This window comes from Inquilinus sp. OTU3971, from assembly GCF_038440215.1.
The window spans coordinates 1-15,770 of the sequence record NZ_JASATH010000192.1; the positions used below are offsets into that span (position 1 = coordinate 1).

11 protein-coding genes are annotated in these 15,770 nt (G+C 60.8%); 4 read left to right on the plus strand and 7 right to left on the minus strand.

The features are described from left to right. From AAHM41_RS32855 to AAHM41_RS32870, 4 genes are all read right to left on the minus strand, one after another. On the minus strand, positions 1-399 hold a 399-nt coding region (locus tag AAHM41_RS32855), incomplete at its 3' end, for a phage terminase large subunit (RefSeq protein ID WP_342240858.1). Between the two features lie 271 nt (positions 400-670). Beyond that, positions 671-2,536, minus strand: a complete 1,866-nt coding sequence (locus AAHM41_RS32860; protein WP_342240848.1) for a hypothetical protein — start codon at positions 2,534-2,536, stop codon at positions 671-673. After that, entirely contained in the window at positions 2,536-3,051 is a 516-nt protein-coding gene (locus tag AAHM41_RS32865; protein WP_342240849.1) for an ABC-three component system middle component 2, read from the minus strand. Before AAHM41_RS32865 ends, AAHM41_RS32860 begins: the two co-directional genes overlap by 1 nt. Continuing rightward, complete coding sequence (locus AAHM41_RS32870) at positions 3,039-4,076, minus strand: ABC-three component system protein (protein WP_342240850.1); 1,038 nt, start codon at positions 4,074-4,076, stop codon at positions 3,039-3,041. Before AAHM41_RS32870 ends, AAHM41_RS32865 begins: the two co-directional genes overlap by 13 nt. A gap of 296 nt (positions 4,077-4,372) precedes the next feature. Here AAHM41_RS32870 and AAHM41_RS32875 point away from each other — a divergent pair, with 296 nt between their 5' ends. From AAHM41_RS32875 to AAHM41_RS32885, 3 genes are all read left to right on the plus strand, one after another. Continuing rightward, entirely contained in the window at positions 4,373-5,521 is a 1,149-nt protein-coding gene (locus tag AAHM41_RS32875) for an ImmA/IrrE family metallo-endopeptidase (protein WP_342240851.1), read from the plus strand. Then, positions 5,514-6,131 carry a hypothetical protein gene (locus AAHM41_RS32880; RefSeq protein ID WP_342240852.1) on the plus strand — a complete coding sequence of 206 codons (618 nt, stop codon included), beginning with the start codon at positions 5,514-5,516 and terminating at the stop codon, positions 6,129-6,131. The genes AAHM41_RS32875 and AAHM41_RS32880 overlap by 8 nt, the downstream gene beginning before the upstream one ends. Positions 6,132-6,329: 198 nt before the next feature. Then, positions 6,330-8,546, plus strand: coding sequence for a hypothetical protein (locus tag AAHM41_RS32885; RefSeq protein ID WP_342240853.1), 2,217 nt, complete (start codon positions 6,330-6,332; stop codon positions 8,544-8,546). Positions 8,547-8,878: 332 nt separating this feature from the next. On the opposite strand, the gene AAHM41_RS32890 is transcribed toward AAHM41_RS32885, so the two are convergent. The 3 genes from AAHM41_RS32890 to AAHM41_RS32900 form a co-directional block, all read right to left on the minus strand. Further along, positions 8,879-9,637 carry a hypothetical protein gene (locus AAHM41_RS32890; RefSeq protein WP_342240854.1) on the minus strand — a complete coding sequence of 253 codons (759 nt, stop codon included), beginning with the start codon at positions 9,635-9,637 and terminating at the stop codon, positions 8,879-8,881. Positions 9,638-9,763: 126 nt separating this feature from the next. Continuing rightward, on the minus strand, positions 9,764-10,183 hold the full coding sequence (locus tag AAHM41_RS32895) for a hypothetical protein (protein WP_342240855.1): 420 nt from the start codon (positions 10,181-10,183) through the stop codon (positions 9,764-9,766). After that, positions 10,176-10,472: a hypothetical protein gene (locus tag AAHM41_RS32900; RefSeq protein WP_342240856.1), complete on the minus strand. Its 297-nt coding sequence runs from the start codon at positions 10,470-10,472 to the stop codon at positions 10,176-10,178. The genes AAHM41_RS32895 and AAHM41_RS32900 overlap by 8 nt, the downstream gene beginning before the upstream one ends. A gap of 831 nt (positions 10,473-11,303) precedes the next feature. On the opposite strand from AAHM41_RS32900, the gene AAHM41_RS32905 reads away from it, so the two are divergent. Next, positions 11,304-15,290: an nSTAND3 domain-containing NTPase gene (locus tag AAHM41_RS32905; protein ID WP_342240857.1), complete on the plus strand. Its 3,987-nt coding sequence runs from the start codon at positions 11,304-11,306 to the stop codon at positions 15,288-15,290. Positions 15,291-15,770 lie beyond the last annotated feature (480 nt).

Here is a 15,770-nt window from a genome sequence, read left to right on the forward strand (position 1 = left end):
TGTGGGCCGCAGCAGGTCCAGACTGCGGATCGACAGGGCCTGCGCCTCCTCGACCCAGGCGATGTCATAGCCCTCCAGCGACTTGATCGACTCCGCCGTGTGGTTCTGCATGCCCTGGAAGATGATGCGGCCGCCGCCGGGCGTCAGGATGCGGTCGGCCTGCACCCGGAAGTGGCGGCCCAGGCCCAGCGCCTGGATCTTGTCCTCGATCAGCCGCTTGACCGACTGTATAGCTGGGCGCGCGCTTTTGGATGACGGGGCACCCGTTTTGGCAGGACAAGCCTTTACTTGATTACTTGCTTTCCCACAGCGACGCGCGCTTTGGATGGCGGGAATGATCAGGCGCCCGGATCTGGACGAGGAGTCAGCCGCTGGCGATGGTCCGCAACGAGTGAGCAGCGGAACTCAGGGCATTGAGCCAGACGCATCTGGTCCGAGCCGTATCCGGCCGTCGACATACCTTCTCCAAACCGGACGCGGACCACGCTGGCTGGAAACGGCGCTCCATGCCGGACTAGCGCCAGACGGCTCCGGGAACCCGTCACCTTGTCGTCTCCCCGAAGCGGACCTGACCGCATGCGGCTCTTTGCGGCCGCTCCAGGGGAGTCGTTGACTGTCTGCCGGTGTCCTTGCTGATGATTGGAGACCGTATAGGCTCCGACAATTCGGACTAAGCGCGACGCGCAAGCAGGCCGAAGCGACCGTTTCCCTCTAGGCCGGTGAACGTTTCGATTCGCGCGAGAGACTGCACCGCAGCAGGCGGATCGGAATTCTCGATCACGACAAATTGCACCTCGTCCTTGAGACCAGCGAGATGGCGATAAAAGTGCTCCGCCAAGCTAGTGGCCTTCAGCGCCGCTTCGTCCTCGGACAGTTCCCCGTGCTTTGACTTAAGGGGCTCGCGATAGGTCAGCAGCGGGGTATCCAGGACGAGAAAACCAGGATGTGGTAGTTCGTTGTCAATGCAGTAGACGATGATCGCCACATTGAAGGCGGCGTGCAGGATCGCTCGGACACCCTTGCCATTGGCAGCCCGGCGCTTCCCACCGATCGTAATGTCGTTCGTGGCGAGGTCGAACTGGACTTTGTCGGCATCAGGGAAATGCCACGCGGCAAGGACGGTCTTAACCGTCTCGCCGAACCTAAAGGCCGTCGTTGAATCCGGCCCTATAACCAGCGCATCACCTTCCCGCTTCGTCGGCCCGGACTCGAGTTCGGCGCGGCGTGCAACCAGTTTGGCGCGACGTTGGTAGAGGTCAGCCACCTTCTGCGCTTCAACACGGGCCGACGCATAGGCCTCATAGCTCTGCCTGGCAGAGATCTCACGGGGACGAGCGTCGTTAATCTGCTTGTCTAGCTTCTCGATTTCCTCGGCGAGCTGGCCGATAGTCCGCCCGAGCCCGCGTCCCTCGGCCTGGAGCGACGCTATCGTCTGGGCGAGCTCCCGCTGCTCGATTTCGATCTTGCGAGCCTCGGCAACGGCAGCTTTGTGCGCCATCTCGATGGCGTCGGCAGCGTGATTGTGCCGCTGTGCCTCCGGTGGGGCACCGCAAACCGGGCAGTCCATGCCGGCAATTGCGACCAAGACAAAGCCACCTTCCTCGATTGACTGAAGGCGCTGCAGATCGGAGGTGTAAACGGCCTGGAGCTTCGCAAAACGCTCGAGCGTCACCCCCAGCTCATCAGCTCGCTCCTGCAACTCCCGACCACGATCCATGGCGCTGCGACGCTGACCGACTAGTCGATCCAGTTCGGATTGCGCTTCACGCAGCTGATCCAACAGCCCTTCGGCGCTCTTATCGAGGCGTTCCAGCTGGTCTTCGATCTCCTCCTCGTCAGCAGCGTCTTCGCCCAATTCTATGTCGAGCTGAGCGATCAACTCGTCGACGAGCTCGATCTTGGCGGCCTTGGCGACCTTCCTATCAGACGGCTTCGGCACCGTCACAGTGGCGGCATCGTCAATGCCGGTAAGCAGCAGCTTGAAAAGGTTCTGTTCGAAGGTGCGCTCAGCAGGCACACCCGAGGCGAGCACCGGGCTCTTCTCAGCAATAATGTCTTCTTCAGAAACGACTGCGTATGGCGAAAGCAGACGAATGGAAAGAGTATCCTTCTCACCGTTTCCGTCGCGAACGATCTGCTTGCCAGCCAGCCCCATAGCCTCGAGCAGCAGGTAGGAGACGGTATCGGTTCGCTTCGACTCGTGTTGCCCGCGAAGTGGGATGCCGTCATCCGGTCCTGCAGAGCTGATCAACCCTTCATGGAGCTTAAAATGTCCGCCACGGGTGGATCGATACAGCGTGATGTTGCGTCCACCGGGCAGGGTCAAGCCCAACCATGCAGCTTCGTAGGCTGCGATCTCTTCCGTTTCCGGCAACGACTTGATCGCGCCGAGCATGAAAAGGATTGCCTTTGAAGAGAAGGACTTACCGGTGTTCGAGGCGCCAAAGATAATGTTGAGCCCGTCTTCGAACCTGAGTTCGGCGGGATCCACAGAAGGGCCGGTAAAGGTGAGGTGGCGCAGCCGGACGCCAGTCATTACCTCGACAGTCCTGTCGGGATCTGACCCGATCGAAACTCGGCCGTCCAGCGTCCGATTTTTTCTTCCACGAGCTCCCGCATCTGCGCCGTAGACAGGCCGGAGAAGCGATCCGCCATCCACTTTGCCCGCGCTTTGAGCGCGAGCGAGTAGGGTGTCTGAAGCAGGTCAAGATAGCTCGGCGCTTCCTGGCTGGCGCAGAACAGGACACCAATTTCGGTGTCGAACACGTCGACCAGGTGAACCTGCTGCATCATGCGCAGGCTCCGCTCAACAAGCTGGCGACGAACGAGAAGTTCGCCAGCGCGGTTTGGAAGATCCGGATGCAGGCTCTCGGGCACGTCCTCGCCGTCGAGATCACCCGTGTGGACCACGAGGTGATCGAGCCAGGTCATCGCCATCAGATCGCACTGACGCGGGTAGAAGGCTTCGAGCACGACCAAGGCGCGGATGCCGGTCTCCAGGGTACTGTTGAAGGGGTGCCGGCTCGGGGAGCTCTCCTCTAGCGATGCCACGGCAGGCGTCCCTCATTGGCGAATTGATGACACGTCCCCTGTTTGACTTGGGGACCGGCGTGCTTCCCCAGGACACCCGATGCCTGCAGGATGGCCGCCTGCTTCATCACCTGAGAGAGCCTTGCTAGACCATCAGCATGCGACTCACCATGGGTCTCGACGACGCCATGATAGATTTCATCCTTGAAATTGATCAGGTACTCCTCGGGCGTCGAGTCGCGGTAAAATCGATCGAAGGCCACCGCGTCGAAGAAGCGGGTCCGCTGGTCGCGTAAATGTGCCCCGTACTCGGCACTTGCCAAGGCGGCGGCTGCATCCGGAAATGTCCCGGGACCCTTATCCTCATAGAGCCTGAGCAGTTGGCCGACGTATGATGATTCTTCGGTCTGAATCTGGTCAGGGACGACGCCTCTCGGCGAACGGCCCGGATCGTCACCAAACCACTTCACCAAGGCCGGCTTGCACGCCGGGTCATTGACGAGACGGGCTGCGTCCAGCCAATGGATTTGCGTAAACTCGAAGGCCATAATCATCGCTTCGATCTCGGCCGTGATCAAGATCTCCCGACCCTCCACGAGGCGGCCGGCGATATCGGTGTCCCAGCGGTCGAGGAATGCCCTGCGAAAGCGCTCTGGGTGGGCAGTGAGCGCCTGTACGGCCCTACTCACCCCACGGGGAGCAACAAACGAATAGGAGCGCGGAAGCGAGAACTCCCCTGCAGCCGCGTGCATAAAAATCTTGCCCAGCTCCACAAACGCCGCAAGCTCCGACAGCGCTCTGCCTAGCTGCTTGCATTGGAAGTTGTCCCACGGTCCCTCCATGCGCCGCTCGGTGACATACCCGGTGACATCGCGGCCCATGTCGCCTGTACCGCGCCAAAGCTCGTGACCATGGTAATCCTTGACCCGCTGGGCCAACCAGTCGTTGACGAAGTCCTCCAGGCCATCCGCAGGCAGAGCTCGGACCTGGGCAGCGTAGTTGGGGCGCAATCGGAACTCCAAACGACGAGTGTCAACCAACACCATGCCAGCATCGGTTGGACTTTTCTATCAACGGGCCCGCCGATGGGATGTCGCCTTGTGGCGTGGGCCGGACCGACCTGCAGCACCGCCCCAAGTTCTGCCCCGTTACCCTTCCCGGCCGGCCTAGCGCGGCCCGGGTGTGCAATTTCCGGCCATCGTGATCGGCTCTCCGAGCCGCGCATGACAGCTGCCAGCCGACTCGGACTCACCGTGCTGGGCAATCGTTGTTCTCGTATCGTTCGAAATCAAATATCCTATGCTCCGATGGATTGGCTCCCTACGGCTAATGGAGGCGGGTGATGCCGCTTAACGCGGCAAAATTTGGTCGCAAGATTGCCGCGTTGCGGGCCGACTTCGGTCAGGATCTCGACGTGGTCGCAGGCTCGTCCGGAATCGCAGCCGAGCGCCTCGGCGCGTTGGAGCTGGGTAAGGGCGAACCGACCGGCGACGAGGTGCTTATTCTCGCGGACTATTTCCGCAAGGATTTTCGATTCCTGCTCACTGACGATGCTCGTGATCCAGACGAGGGCATCGATATTCTCTTTCGCGAGCGTGGTGACGAGCTGTCGTCTTCCGATCGGGTCGCTATCGCCGAATTTGCACTCTTATGCCGAAACGAAGCGTTCCTGGAACGCGAGCTTGGAGTGAAGCGACCTGATCGCACCTTCGCCTTCCGTCCGCACGGCAAATTCTTTAAGCGTCATGGTGCGGAGTGCGCGGCAGCGCTCCGGGTTCACCTCAAGTTCTCCGACAAGCAGGCCCCGCGAGATCTGTTTGCGACCATCCGCGATTTGGGTATCAGAGTGTTCAGGCGGCGCCTCGAGAACTCGAACGTCTCGGGCCTTTACATCAACCATCCAGATGCCGGACCGTGCATCCTCGTTAACCTCGCCGAAGGGATGGCACGCCAGCGCTTCAGCGCGGCACACGAGTTGGGCCACGCGTTGCTCGACGAAAAACCCACCACTCTCTCAATGGTCGGGGAGTGGAATAGCGAGACCCTGGTGGAGGTCCGCGCGAATGCCTTCGCGTCGGACTTGCTGATGCCTCCGGCCCTGCTCGAGAGCGTGCCTCGGGACCAGTGGGTCGACGCTGCCCAAGTGTCGTCCTGGGCGGAACGCCTGCGCGTAAGTGTGCCCGCGTTGCTTGCCGCCCTTCATGCCGCCAAGTTCATCGATGCCGAGCAACGGGCTACGCTGCGTCAGACCACCTTGAGGCCACGGGATCCGCCAGACCCTGAGCTCGAGGGCAATTACACCGAAGCGCAAAGGGTCCGTAAGGCGGTGCTTTTGGACCGGGGCCTAAGCAAGCGGTATGTTGACCTCTGTTTCGACGCGCATAATGCAAGTGTCATCTCGCTGGGATTGCTCGCTGAGATGTTGCTGACCACTTCGGGCGGAACCTCCGAGGTCGCGGCACTGTTTGGGAGATCGCTGGCAAGTGACTGAAACGACGGGCATCACGGTCGACGTGCGTACCTTCGCGGCCGTCAACGCCATCGACACCTGCTCCATCTGGAACCTTTTATCCTCCAACCGCCTGTTCCGGGCGGCTCTTCGGAGGCAGTGCTTTTTCGTCGTCGCGCCGTACGTCCGATACGAGGCGCTAGACAAGCTGTGGACGCGACCGACGACGTCGGGGCTTGAGATGCAGGTGGAACTCCGACAGCTCCTCTCGGAACGGCGAGGGTTCACCGAGGAGACCGTATCCTTGGAAGACCTCCAGGCCGTGGCGTCGGCGCCTGAGGCGCGTCGGTTGGGGCGGGGTGAGATCGCGGCGCTCGCATTGGCCCGCAAGTTGCGCTCCGCCGTACTCACGGAGGATCAGCGTGCGCGCCGCGCGGCGCCGAAAGTGGGAGTCGACGTGGCTCAAACAACGCCACACCTGCTGGGGTGGCTGCTTTACGAAGGCGAACTGACTGACGGGGACGTGCCGGTCGTTATCGCGGAGCACGAGGCTCGCATCGAGGCGAACCGCGGGCGACTGACGCGTTTCCTGCAGATGATTTATTATGAGGCCTGCCGCTGCCGGTTGCTTCGCGAAGGCCTCGCCTCGTAGCTAGCCGACGTTTGCCGGATATGACCTTCATCTCAGCTCAGACGGTCATCCGGAGGTAGCCACCACGGATTGGTCCCGCGTGATCGGACCGTTCCTCTGTCCAAAGTGCGGATGCCTGCACCGCCGTGATGCAGTCAGTCCACGACAACGTCTCATGGGCGACCTAGAATTGGCTGGTGACAACCGCTCCAGGCATACATGGCTCCGAGAGAGAACCGTTTGGCGGCGATTTTACAAAGGCTGCCAGGATTATTAGATCGGAAAGCATGGCTTGCGACTGCTTTGGGCGCGCAGGGGGTGCTCCATCGCGGTGATGTTGCAGATGTTGTCAATGCCGCCCATGAGGCATTGAAGGTTGGTGCGCGTCAGGATGCCACGAGCTGGATCGCACTCGGACTTCGTTGGCATCCAGATCGCACGCTCGACGAGATACGCCGTCGAGGGACATTTCGCTGTTCAAAGTACAAATTTCAAACGAAAGAGCTGCGTCCCGTCGCCGATGCCCTGATATCCCACGCCATCGACCTATCGCTCACCCTTGATGCGGTTGCGTATCTCAGATCTGTTTCAATCCTGCTGAGGCTGGGCGCCGCCGTCCGACGCCTCGATACCTCGCTCCGAGGGTTTGTCGTCCGTAGGAGCGACCTTGTCCTTAAGACAGTGGTCGTACTTCTCGATTCACTTTTCATGCGGCGTCACGAAGCTGATCATTCGCTCTCGTCCGAGGACTGGCAATATCACTCCATAGAGGCTCTTGCCGAAGGAGGGTCGCTGATAATCCATCGCTTCGACGAGGAGGTCGGCATAGAGGACCATCATTTCGTCTTGATCGACGAAGCTGGGCTCGAGGCTGGCCTTTATCACAAACTCTTGGCGAAGGCCTGTAAAATCCGCAAATATATGGATGCTGAGGTGCTCACGGACGCGTTCGACTACCGTGTCACTCTGCGGGGAACCACGGTTCGGGTCGAGCCGCCGTTTCCCGAGTTTGAGTTGAGTATAAGGCTAGGCTACATCCAAAACACGCTGGCTGGTTGGAACCGCGGGATGCTTCGCGCCGAGGCTATGAACCATGGCCACCCATCCCTCGATCAGATCACCAGTCAATTCTATGAGGAATTCAGCGACAAGGTAGTGATGATTGCCGAAATTCCGATCCGAAGATATATTTTTAGATTCCCAGACGTCGCGATATTTCGATCGCTTTTCAATCACGATGGTCTTTTAGTGGAAGAAATAATATATATTAAAGAAATACTAGACAATGAACTCGTAACGCAAAACGAATTAGGTAAATTTAAACTGAATGGGCTATTATCAATTTTCGATTTGATCAAGATCTATCGAATTTTTGGATTTGTCTCTCGAATCCTCTCTAAGCATTTCTTAAGCATCATCGACAAGGACTCGGCGCTTGTCTACCGGTCGCTCGTGCCGGTCTACCGTTCCGCCGAGCTCCGACGCGTCCTGGAATGGTGCTTGCCGAACGAAGCCATAGATGTCGCCCTCGACATGCTTTCCTGGACGTCCGGATCAAGTGAGATGATGGATCTCCAATACCGGCCTTTCTTGAAAGCGGGACAGCACTTTTTGGTACCGCTGTTTATCACTGGGACCGCAAATTGGTATCGGAATTTGGCTCATACGCAGCGGCAGCGACTGGTTAAAGAAGCAGACGAAGAGGCAGCATCGCGGGCACTTGAAGTTAGGTTCTCTGGAGTCAGTAAACATGTAAAAATGGGATTCGAGGCGACATTCAGAGGCAAGACTTTTGAAATAGATTTACTTGCTCGTTTCGGTGGCTACCTGTTTGTTTTCGAATGCAAACATTCGCTCACGCCATGCAGTCCTCATGAGCTGCGCACGTCATACGACCACGTCAAGAAGGCAGGATCACAGCTCAGTAGGATAAAGGGCCTCCTTACCCAGCCGGAAGTTGAGGCTGAGGTGTATTGCCGATTGGGATGGGACCTACCTCCGGCAACAGAGATCATCACCTGTATCGTTTCCTGCAACGGTATGTTTCCTGGGCTCGACGTGGAGGGGCATCCCGTTCGCCGGCTGCCCGAACTTCAAAATATGATTGAGACTGGGATTGTCCGTGTGGGATTCATCGGCGTGTCCCGACCGGATGAGAGAGATATCGCCGATGCAGGCGGCATAGTCGAGCGCAGCCTCTGGGATGGCCCCGAGCTAACACCCGATTTTTTGAGGAAATACATCCGAGATGGATTTCTCAAAGACGCAGTATATCGAGCAATGTTTCCCGTCGAGGAACGATTCATTCTAGATAATAAGCAATTGGTCTTCCCGAGCTTCGCTCTCGATATGATGGCGGTAAGAGATAATATCGAAGCACTTTTCCAACCAGACGAAACTCCAGCTGATAGCGAGATTGGGCCGAATGTCCGCTGATAAGGAGCCCCGGCGCCTCCGAATGTCAGCAACGAAGTGAGCGGCCTCCACGATGGGGGTCGATTTCGGTGGTTGCCGCAGCGACTGGCGATTTCCAATGTGGAGGAGGCGGACACGCCTCCGGAGGTCAGCAATGGGGGACGGAGCAGCCTCCAAAGGCAACGCAAGGAGCGGTCCACCAAAAGCTGCGTGCGGTCACGTCCGCCTTGCGGGGAGCCGGACGGAGACAAGCGGCGAACTATCGTCCTCGCCGCCTATCCACCGCTGTAATGGCGTTGCTGGCGTCCGCCTTGATCCGGAGTAAACCTCCAGTGCCAGGACCAAGCCCTTTCCTAATGTCCCCGCCCGTCTTCGACGGATCTGGTCCGCTTCGCGCTGCCTTTCCCGTCGATCTCCGCCACAACCCGGGACAGGAACGCCTCCGCGGTTTCGCTGTCGTCGGCTCCATTGGCCGGCCAGATCGTGCGAGTGAAGGGACGGTCGGGTGCTCCCTCAACCGGGCTCGGCCGTGTCTCGCGCCAGTTGATCTCCACATGGGACAGCCGTTCCATCAGCAGCGCTCGCCCGGGGAACCGTCGCTTCAACAAACGCAGCGGGCGAAGGCGCCTTTCGACAAGGGCTAAGGCCTCCTGCTGGAACGTGATGAAGAGCGCATCCGCGACCGTGGCGTGCAACTCGCCGTTGACGGCTTCGATGCGGCGCTCCGCGGCGTCGTGCTCGATCTGTGCGCGCCGGCGTTCTTCCTCCAGCAGGGCGATATCCTGCCGCGTGTCGTCAATCAGCGCTTGCTGGACCGCGTTATGATCCCGGCGGCGCTGAACCTCGGCAGGGTCAGGGCCGACAGCCATGCCGCTGAGCAGCAATGCCAGCCGGCCGGCCGGCCGCGGATCGTGCAGCGGGAGCTTGCCGCCTTCCGCCGCCGCAACCGTCGCCGCGAGTTCCTCCAGGCGCCGGTCGACCAGGCCGATTTGGTTCGCCGCCTCGACACGCTGTGCCTCGATGGCGCGCCGCCGTTCCAGGATGGCGCAAATCTCGTCTCGCGCGCTGGAATCCGTGATCAGATCGTCCCTCGGCTGTGCGTTTTCGACCATGTCTTCTCCCCATGAAAGCCGGGCGATGCCGGCAAGTGCGATTTCGTAGGAGGGCCACGGAGCGGCCTCGGCATGCCTACGGCACCCATTCCCGCGCCCGGCCGGTGTTCAGCCGTCCTGTCCCCGTTAGCCCCGCGTTAGCGACAACGCCGGACCGGAAGCCTCGCCATCACCGGGCCGCCAACGCCTCAATCCGCCCTGATTGCGGACACGACGGACCCATTGCTCCGACGTCTGCAGGTCCCTCGCGCATTCGGCGGTGCCGCCCGGATGCGCGAGGATGTTGCGCATCTTCGAGCCGACCCCACCGCGAAGCGGCACGTATTGGCGAGTACCGCCCCAGCGCTCACAAATGACGCGCGCGGCCGCTATCCCGACCATGCGCACAAGCGCGTTGGACTCTGACAGACGCTCAAGGGAGGGGATGTCGATGGTGCGGCCGCCCCTTGCGTCCGACAACGACACTGCCTGCTCAACGTGGCCGGCGCGCGCAAGCTCATACAGGATGCCAGGAAACCATTCGGGCGTGATCGACGACTCACCCATTGACGGTCGAGCCCCAGCGGGTAAACGGCTGCATCCCGATTGTCGAGCGGACGCGCCGGACCCATTCTTCAGTCGCGCCGGTCTGCCGAGCTATCTCGCGCGGGCGCAGACCGTTGTCCAGGTGCTGAACGATGGTAGCCTTTAAGCCGGGTCGCTCGGCGCAACGCGCGAAGTACACGTGGCTCGGCCCGAACGCCTCAGCGAGGACACGCGCGGCGTCCATTCCGACAAGCCTGACCAACGGCGATGTCGGGCGTAGATTGTTGGCGCCCGGCACGTAGCGTTTCAAGCCACCCCACTCCCGCGACAGCCGCTCCGCCTCGGTCGCAAAACCTGCGTCGACCAATGACGTGTAAACTGCGCCTAGGTATCCCCGGAAACCCGTGTCGCCGTATCGATTCATGAAGCGTTGCACCCTCGCTCAACATCTGCCCCAATGATTTGGGGGAAAGCGGGGTATGTGTATTGACCCAACGGGTTGGGATAGATGCCGAAAGCGTTTCGGGGTTGCTGCCCGAGCTGCTTCTATATTTAATGTGACTTGCGTCACCAGCGCCAGTCGACGCACTTAGGGCCTCGACGCCCCTTGAGCGCCCGATCTGTCCTCCGGATCGGGCGCTCTTCTCATTGAGCCGGTCTGGCACTATACCGCTGAGAGCTGCCACGACTGAGCCGCACCGCCCGGCATCGTTAAGGCGTGGGGCCTATCAGGGGGCAGGTGCCTGATTTGCAGTCACGACGGGCCGCGGACACCTCCAGCAGAGCCGTCGGCCGTTTGCTTCGCCTCCCATTGCTGATGTTCGAAGCTGTTCCGAACTCCTCCGGAGCGGACATCCCCGGCGACGAATTCGAGCCCGACAGCGACTCTTTGGGCCGGGAGGCCGGATTGTCCCCGTGGCGGCTCAAACCGGGCCTTTGCCAACAGACGAGTCTGTCCGAAAGTCCGCCGCATCGGCGAAGCCGTAGACCAATCCAGAACAACCAGCCAAGCTCTGATGATACAGGTTGGACAAATGCGAAGTAGTTGGGGCAAGCTCGTAGGGGATGTCGCGACTCGACGACATTGCGCGGCCGCTACACGATATCCTCTCAGACGATCACCGTCGATGAGTGCCGAAGATTGACCGCGCCCGCTCTACGATCTGCAACAGCCGGAGCCAAGGCTGCGCTGGATGGGTACGAGTACCAGCTCGGCGTCTCGGTATTCGCCGCTCTGCGGTTGATGCTAATCACCAAGTCGGCGACCCGGATCACGCTCGAACCCGCCAATGAAGAAGATCTGGAGTCGGATCTCGAACCTGCGACGCCCGGCCGTATCCAACCTAGCGCGAATATGGCAGACGGCTATAAGCTCGTCGTGCAGGTGAAGCTCCGCAACAGCGGTCCCTGGACAATCACCGACTTCGACGCGTTGCTCAGGTGCGGCACGACTCGTCGACCGGCCAAGCACCACCTCGACGACCCAGGCACGCGCTATCTGCTGATCACCAACGCCGATGCCACCGGTAAGGCCCGCGACCTGCTGGTACATGGCTTGGAGGAATGGCCGGAAGACCGACCTTTCCCGGCGAGCCTCTCGGGGACATTGGCCCATAAACCTGAAGGTCGGGTCGCCATTTGGGGCGTTCTCACCGAGCGTCTCTTGGACTTGGAGATCAACGACATCCTCGGTTCTCTTATGCGGGTGCCACATAGCAGGCAGGCCGAGTGTCGCGCGCGGCTGCGGGACGAGGCTCGGCGGCGAATGGGCGGCACGAGCCGGGGCGTTTGGACGCGCGAGGAATTGCTGAGCGTCATCCGCGGCTGCGGCGGTTATTTGGCGAGCGCTCCCCAACTCGAGGCGTTCGTGCCACCGGCAAACTACCAAGCCCTAAGCGATCTGCTCGAACGGCGGAATGCCCTCGTCATCACCGGACCTTCGGGAACGGGCAAGACCTGGACCGCGCTGGCGTTGGTTGATCAGGCGCGGCAGCGGCCTTCCGCCCCTGAAATCATCCAGGTCAAAGTCAACAACGGTCCATCGAGCACGCGGACGCTGACCGACACCGGCCCGAAGCTCTTCTACGTCGAGGATCCGTGGGGGCAGTATAGCTTGCGGGGCGGCGCCGACGCTTGGACTGAGCAACTGCCGAGGCTGTTGCGCGAGGCGCATGCTGGGCATCAGTATGTCATTACCTCGCGTAGCGACATGCTCGGTCTGGCTAAGGCTGACGAGCGTCTCACCCGCTGGACCGTCGTGGTTGACGCGGACCAATATCGGGATGGCCAGCTCGCGGACATCTACGACAAACGCCTGGAGCTGTTGGCGACGGACCTGCAAGCTAAGGCGCTGGATTTCCGCACGGACGCATTGGAAGCGCTCGAAACGCCATTCGAAATTAATTTGTTTTTTACTTACATGGCCGATGGTCCGGAGCCGGATGAAGTTGACCCCGCTTTCTATCAGCGAATACTCGCGCTAGCCCATCGAGAAGCTGTAGAAGACGTCGTTGTTTCCTATCTAAACGCCAGCGATCAGACCGGCTGGTCGGCGATCATATGGGCATTGCTTGCGGCTAGATCGCAGTTTGACCGCAGTCAGTTGATCAGCCTTAGCCGCCAATTGCGAATCACTGGCCCGGCGTCTTTTGATGGGCTGGAGAAGCTGGTGAACCGGCTCGTTGCCACGCGCCATCTGCGCCAGCCGGGCCAAACCGTTAGCTTCTCGCATCCCAGCGTCCGCGCCGGTTTCGAGATCTTTATCAAGGAGAATTGGGCGCGCAGCGAAGCGACCTTAGCGTCCCTGATCTCCGCCTTAACTCAACTCGGCGGTTCGCAGCGGGACTGGGCGCTCGAGACCGCGGCCCGTTCGTTCCAAGCGATTTCCGATCTCGTTGCCGGCGCTGAAAATCTCGATTCAGAATTTGAGGCCGAAAGCGCCAGTCGCGCTACGATCGACGCCTGGCTGGAAGAGGGCTTGATCGATTCGAAAGCCGATTTCCGATCCTTACTGCAACTGGCGTCCGACGTTGGCACGCGGACATCGACCCCGTCAGAACTTGCGCGATGGTTCATCCAGGGTATACGGCGTGGCGGCCAGTTTTTCCTCGACGATTGGCAGCCGCCGAGCTTTGACGACGCTTGGTATAGGCGGATCTCGGCCGATCCACGGTCGCTCGTTATCGCGGATCGTTTTGTTCGTGAGCAGTTGCCGGAGGACCGGGACGGCTACGGCGACAACTTTTCAACCGAACTCGATCGTATCGCGACCGGCCTCACGCCGGCCTTTCTCGCGGCGGCGCGTAAGGTGGTTACCTCCGGCTTCGACAGAAATGTCGGCGCGGTGGCGACTGGCGCAGTGCGAGACCTCGACCGTTACGAAGAGGTGCTTGAGGCAGCGCTCGATGAACTTGCGGACCTTCGCCGATCCTATGAGCGGGAAGGCAAGGAACAATGGCGCGCGATTCAGGACGGGGAATGCGACGCAGCGGATGAGGAAGGCTACCAGTTCCAGCACGAGGGCGATGACTACGCCGCCCGCGTTCTTGTGGCTGCCTATGTAAAACGAGTTAGGTCACTGGGCCGCTGGGAGACCTTAGCAGAGCATCGCCGAATCGTCGAATTCGGCCGCGTGTGGGCCGACGACGTCATGCGAGCCAACGGATCGGTCTCGCTGGAGGAACTTCGGACCCTCATCGCTATCACGGGGTCCAGCAGCGACGAAGACGGGGCCTGGGACGCGGCGCGAGAGCATTGGAAAGCCTCGCTCTTCTCTGACCTTGTACAGCGGATCCTTTCGAATCCCGGCGACAAGGACTTGCGCGGCGCGCTCGCCTTTTGCGCTTTGATGAAAGCGCCAGCTGCGCTTCCGCTGTGCTTTGAGCGATTGGCTGCCACACCTGCACTTTTCGTGCATCTGCTGGTGGACGTGCACGCAGCGCAGCGCCGCATTTCGAGCAAAACGCGCGCGCGGCGAGTCCGGCCGCTCTTAAAGCTGCTTCCGAGTGTGGCGCTTGAGATATTTGCGGCCCTATCGGTCGAGGGTAAGCCCCTATCGGCGGTCGACCAAGAGACGCTAGTCCTGCTGGAGCGAGCGGCGGAAACAGCGGCGCCCTTCGTACTCGACGTAATCGTGCCGATTATGATCGCCAGTGGTGCCGCCCCGTCAGCCGCCATCCGTCGCTGGCTTGTCGAGACCACGGACAATCGACTGGCTAAGGCCGCGGCAGACGCCGCAATCCGCATCCAGGATGACGCGCTCGTGTGGCTCGCGCTTGGGCACGCGCGAGCTGACGCCCGTGAGGCAGCCATCACCTATCTTGCAGCCCGGCTTCCAGATCCGCTGCCGCCGCGCCTACTGAACCTCTCGTCCGATCCGGGTTGCAGGGTCCGACGTACCCTAGTTCGCATTGTTGCTCGCCGGCCGCGCGTTGAGCATCAGAGCGTTCTCCTCAAACTGATTGACGACGTTTGGTCGGACGCCGAAGCCTTTCACAACGAGCCGCCGTCGTACCCCATCGCACGTGAAGCGGTTGTCGCGCTCGCGACCTACGGGGGCCTTTCGGATGAAATTGGGGAAGCCCTGTTGGTTCGGGCCGAACGCACAGACGACCGGTCGCTTGGGATAGTGGCGTTAAACACCGCTGCCCAATGCTGTAGCCCTGCAATCCGCAAAAAGGTTTGGGACCTATCCTTCATCGACCAGCCCCGCTGGGTCCGCGTCGACGCAATCGACGCCTTAAGTCGATCCGATGTGGTCGAGAGCGAGATTGTCGAAGCGATCACCCCCAAGCTCCTCCACCGATTACCGCCGCCCTTGGCCGCCTCCGCCTGCGTACTTCTCGCGACTCATGGTCGGGTCGAGGCCGTGGTTGAGGCGATGGAGCGGATTGCATGTTCGGCCAAGCGGCGCGCGCTGTTGCTGCTAGGCGTCCATGGCCTTGCCGACCGCGACCGCCCTGCTGCGCTCGGGCTCCTGACGTTACTCGGACCAAATCATCCCGGGCGGCGGCTGCTCGATCTCGCCGATGGCGAATGCCTGCCGAAAACAGTGCTCGACGATCTTGGCCATATCCGCTTTCGCAAGGCCGTCCAGAGCTGGCTCGATGACAAGATCGCAAAGAACTAGAACCTGTCGACCCGGCTCGGCGCGAGGCGGCCGCACAACGAACCACGCCGCGGTGCCGACTGAGCCGCAGTGGAGCAGGGCGCAGCGTTCGCCGTAGCGTGGATATTCACCGTCTTGCGCCGTCGAATCGACTGCGCTAACGTTCTGGTGGGCGTCGAAACCCATTACACAAGGCGGTAGAGCACCGCCGGACGGCTATGGTCGTCGAAGGTGCTTTTTTTATGCCCGGATTCCGGGCGCGGCCGGATTTGGGCCGGGAGGCGGCGGCACATGTCCAGGGGGCAACCCTAAAAGCTGTCGCGCCGTTCCTTGTGGCGGTTTCGAACTCCCGGCTCGCTCCGTCCGGAGCGGGTCCCATGCGCCTTCGAAAGCGCACGCAAGGGAACCGGACCATGTTTCACCTTCTCTCGCCCACGTATCACGACGATCCCCTGTCTATCCTCGACGATCTCTCCGCCGTCGCCGAGGCACTCGCCTATG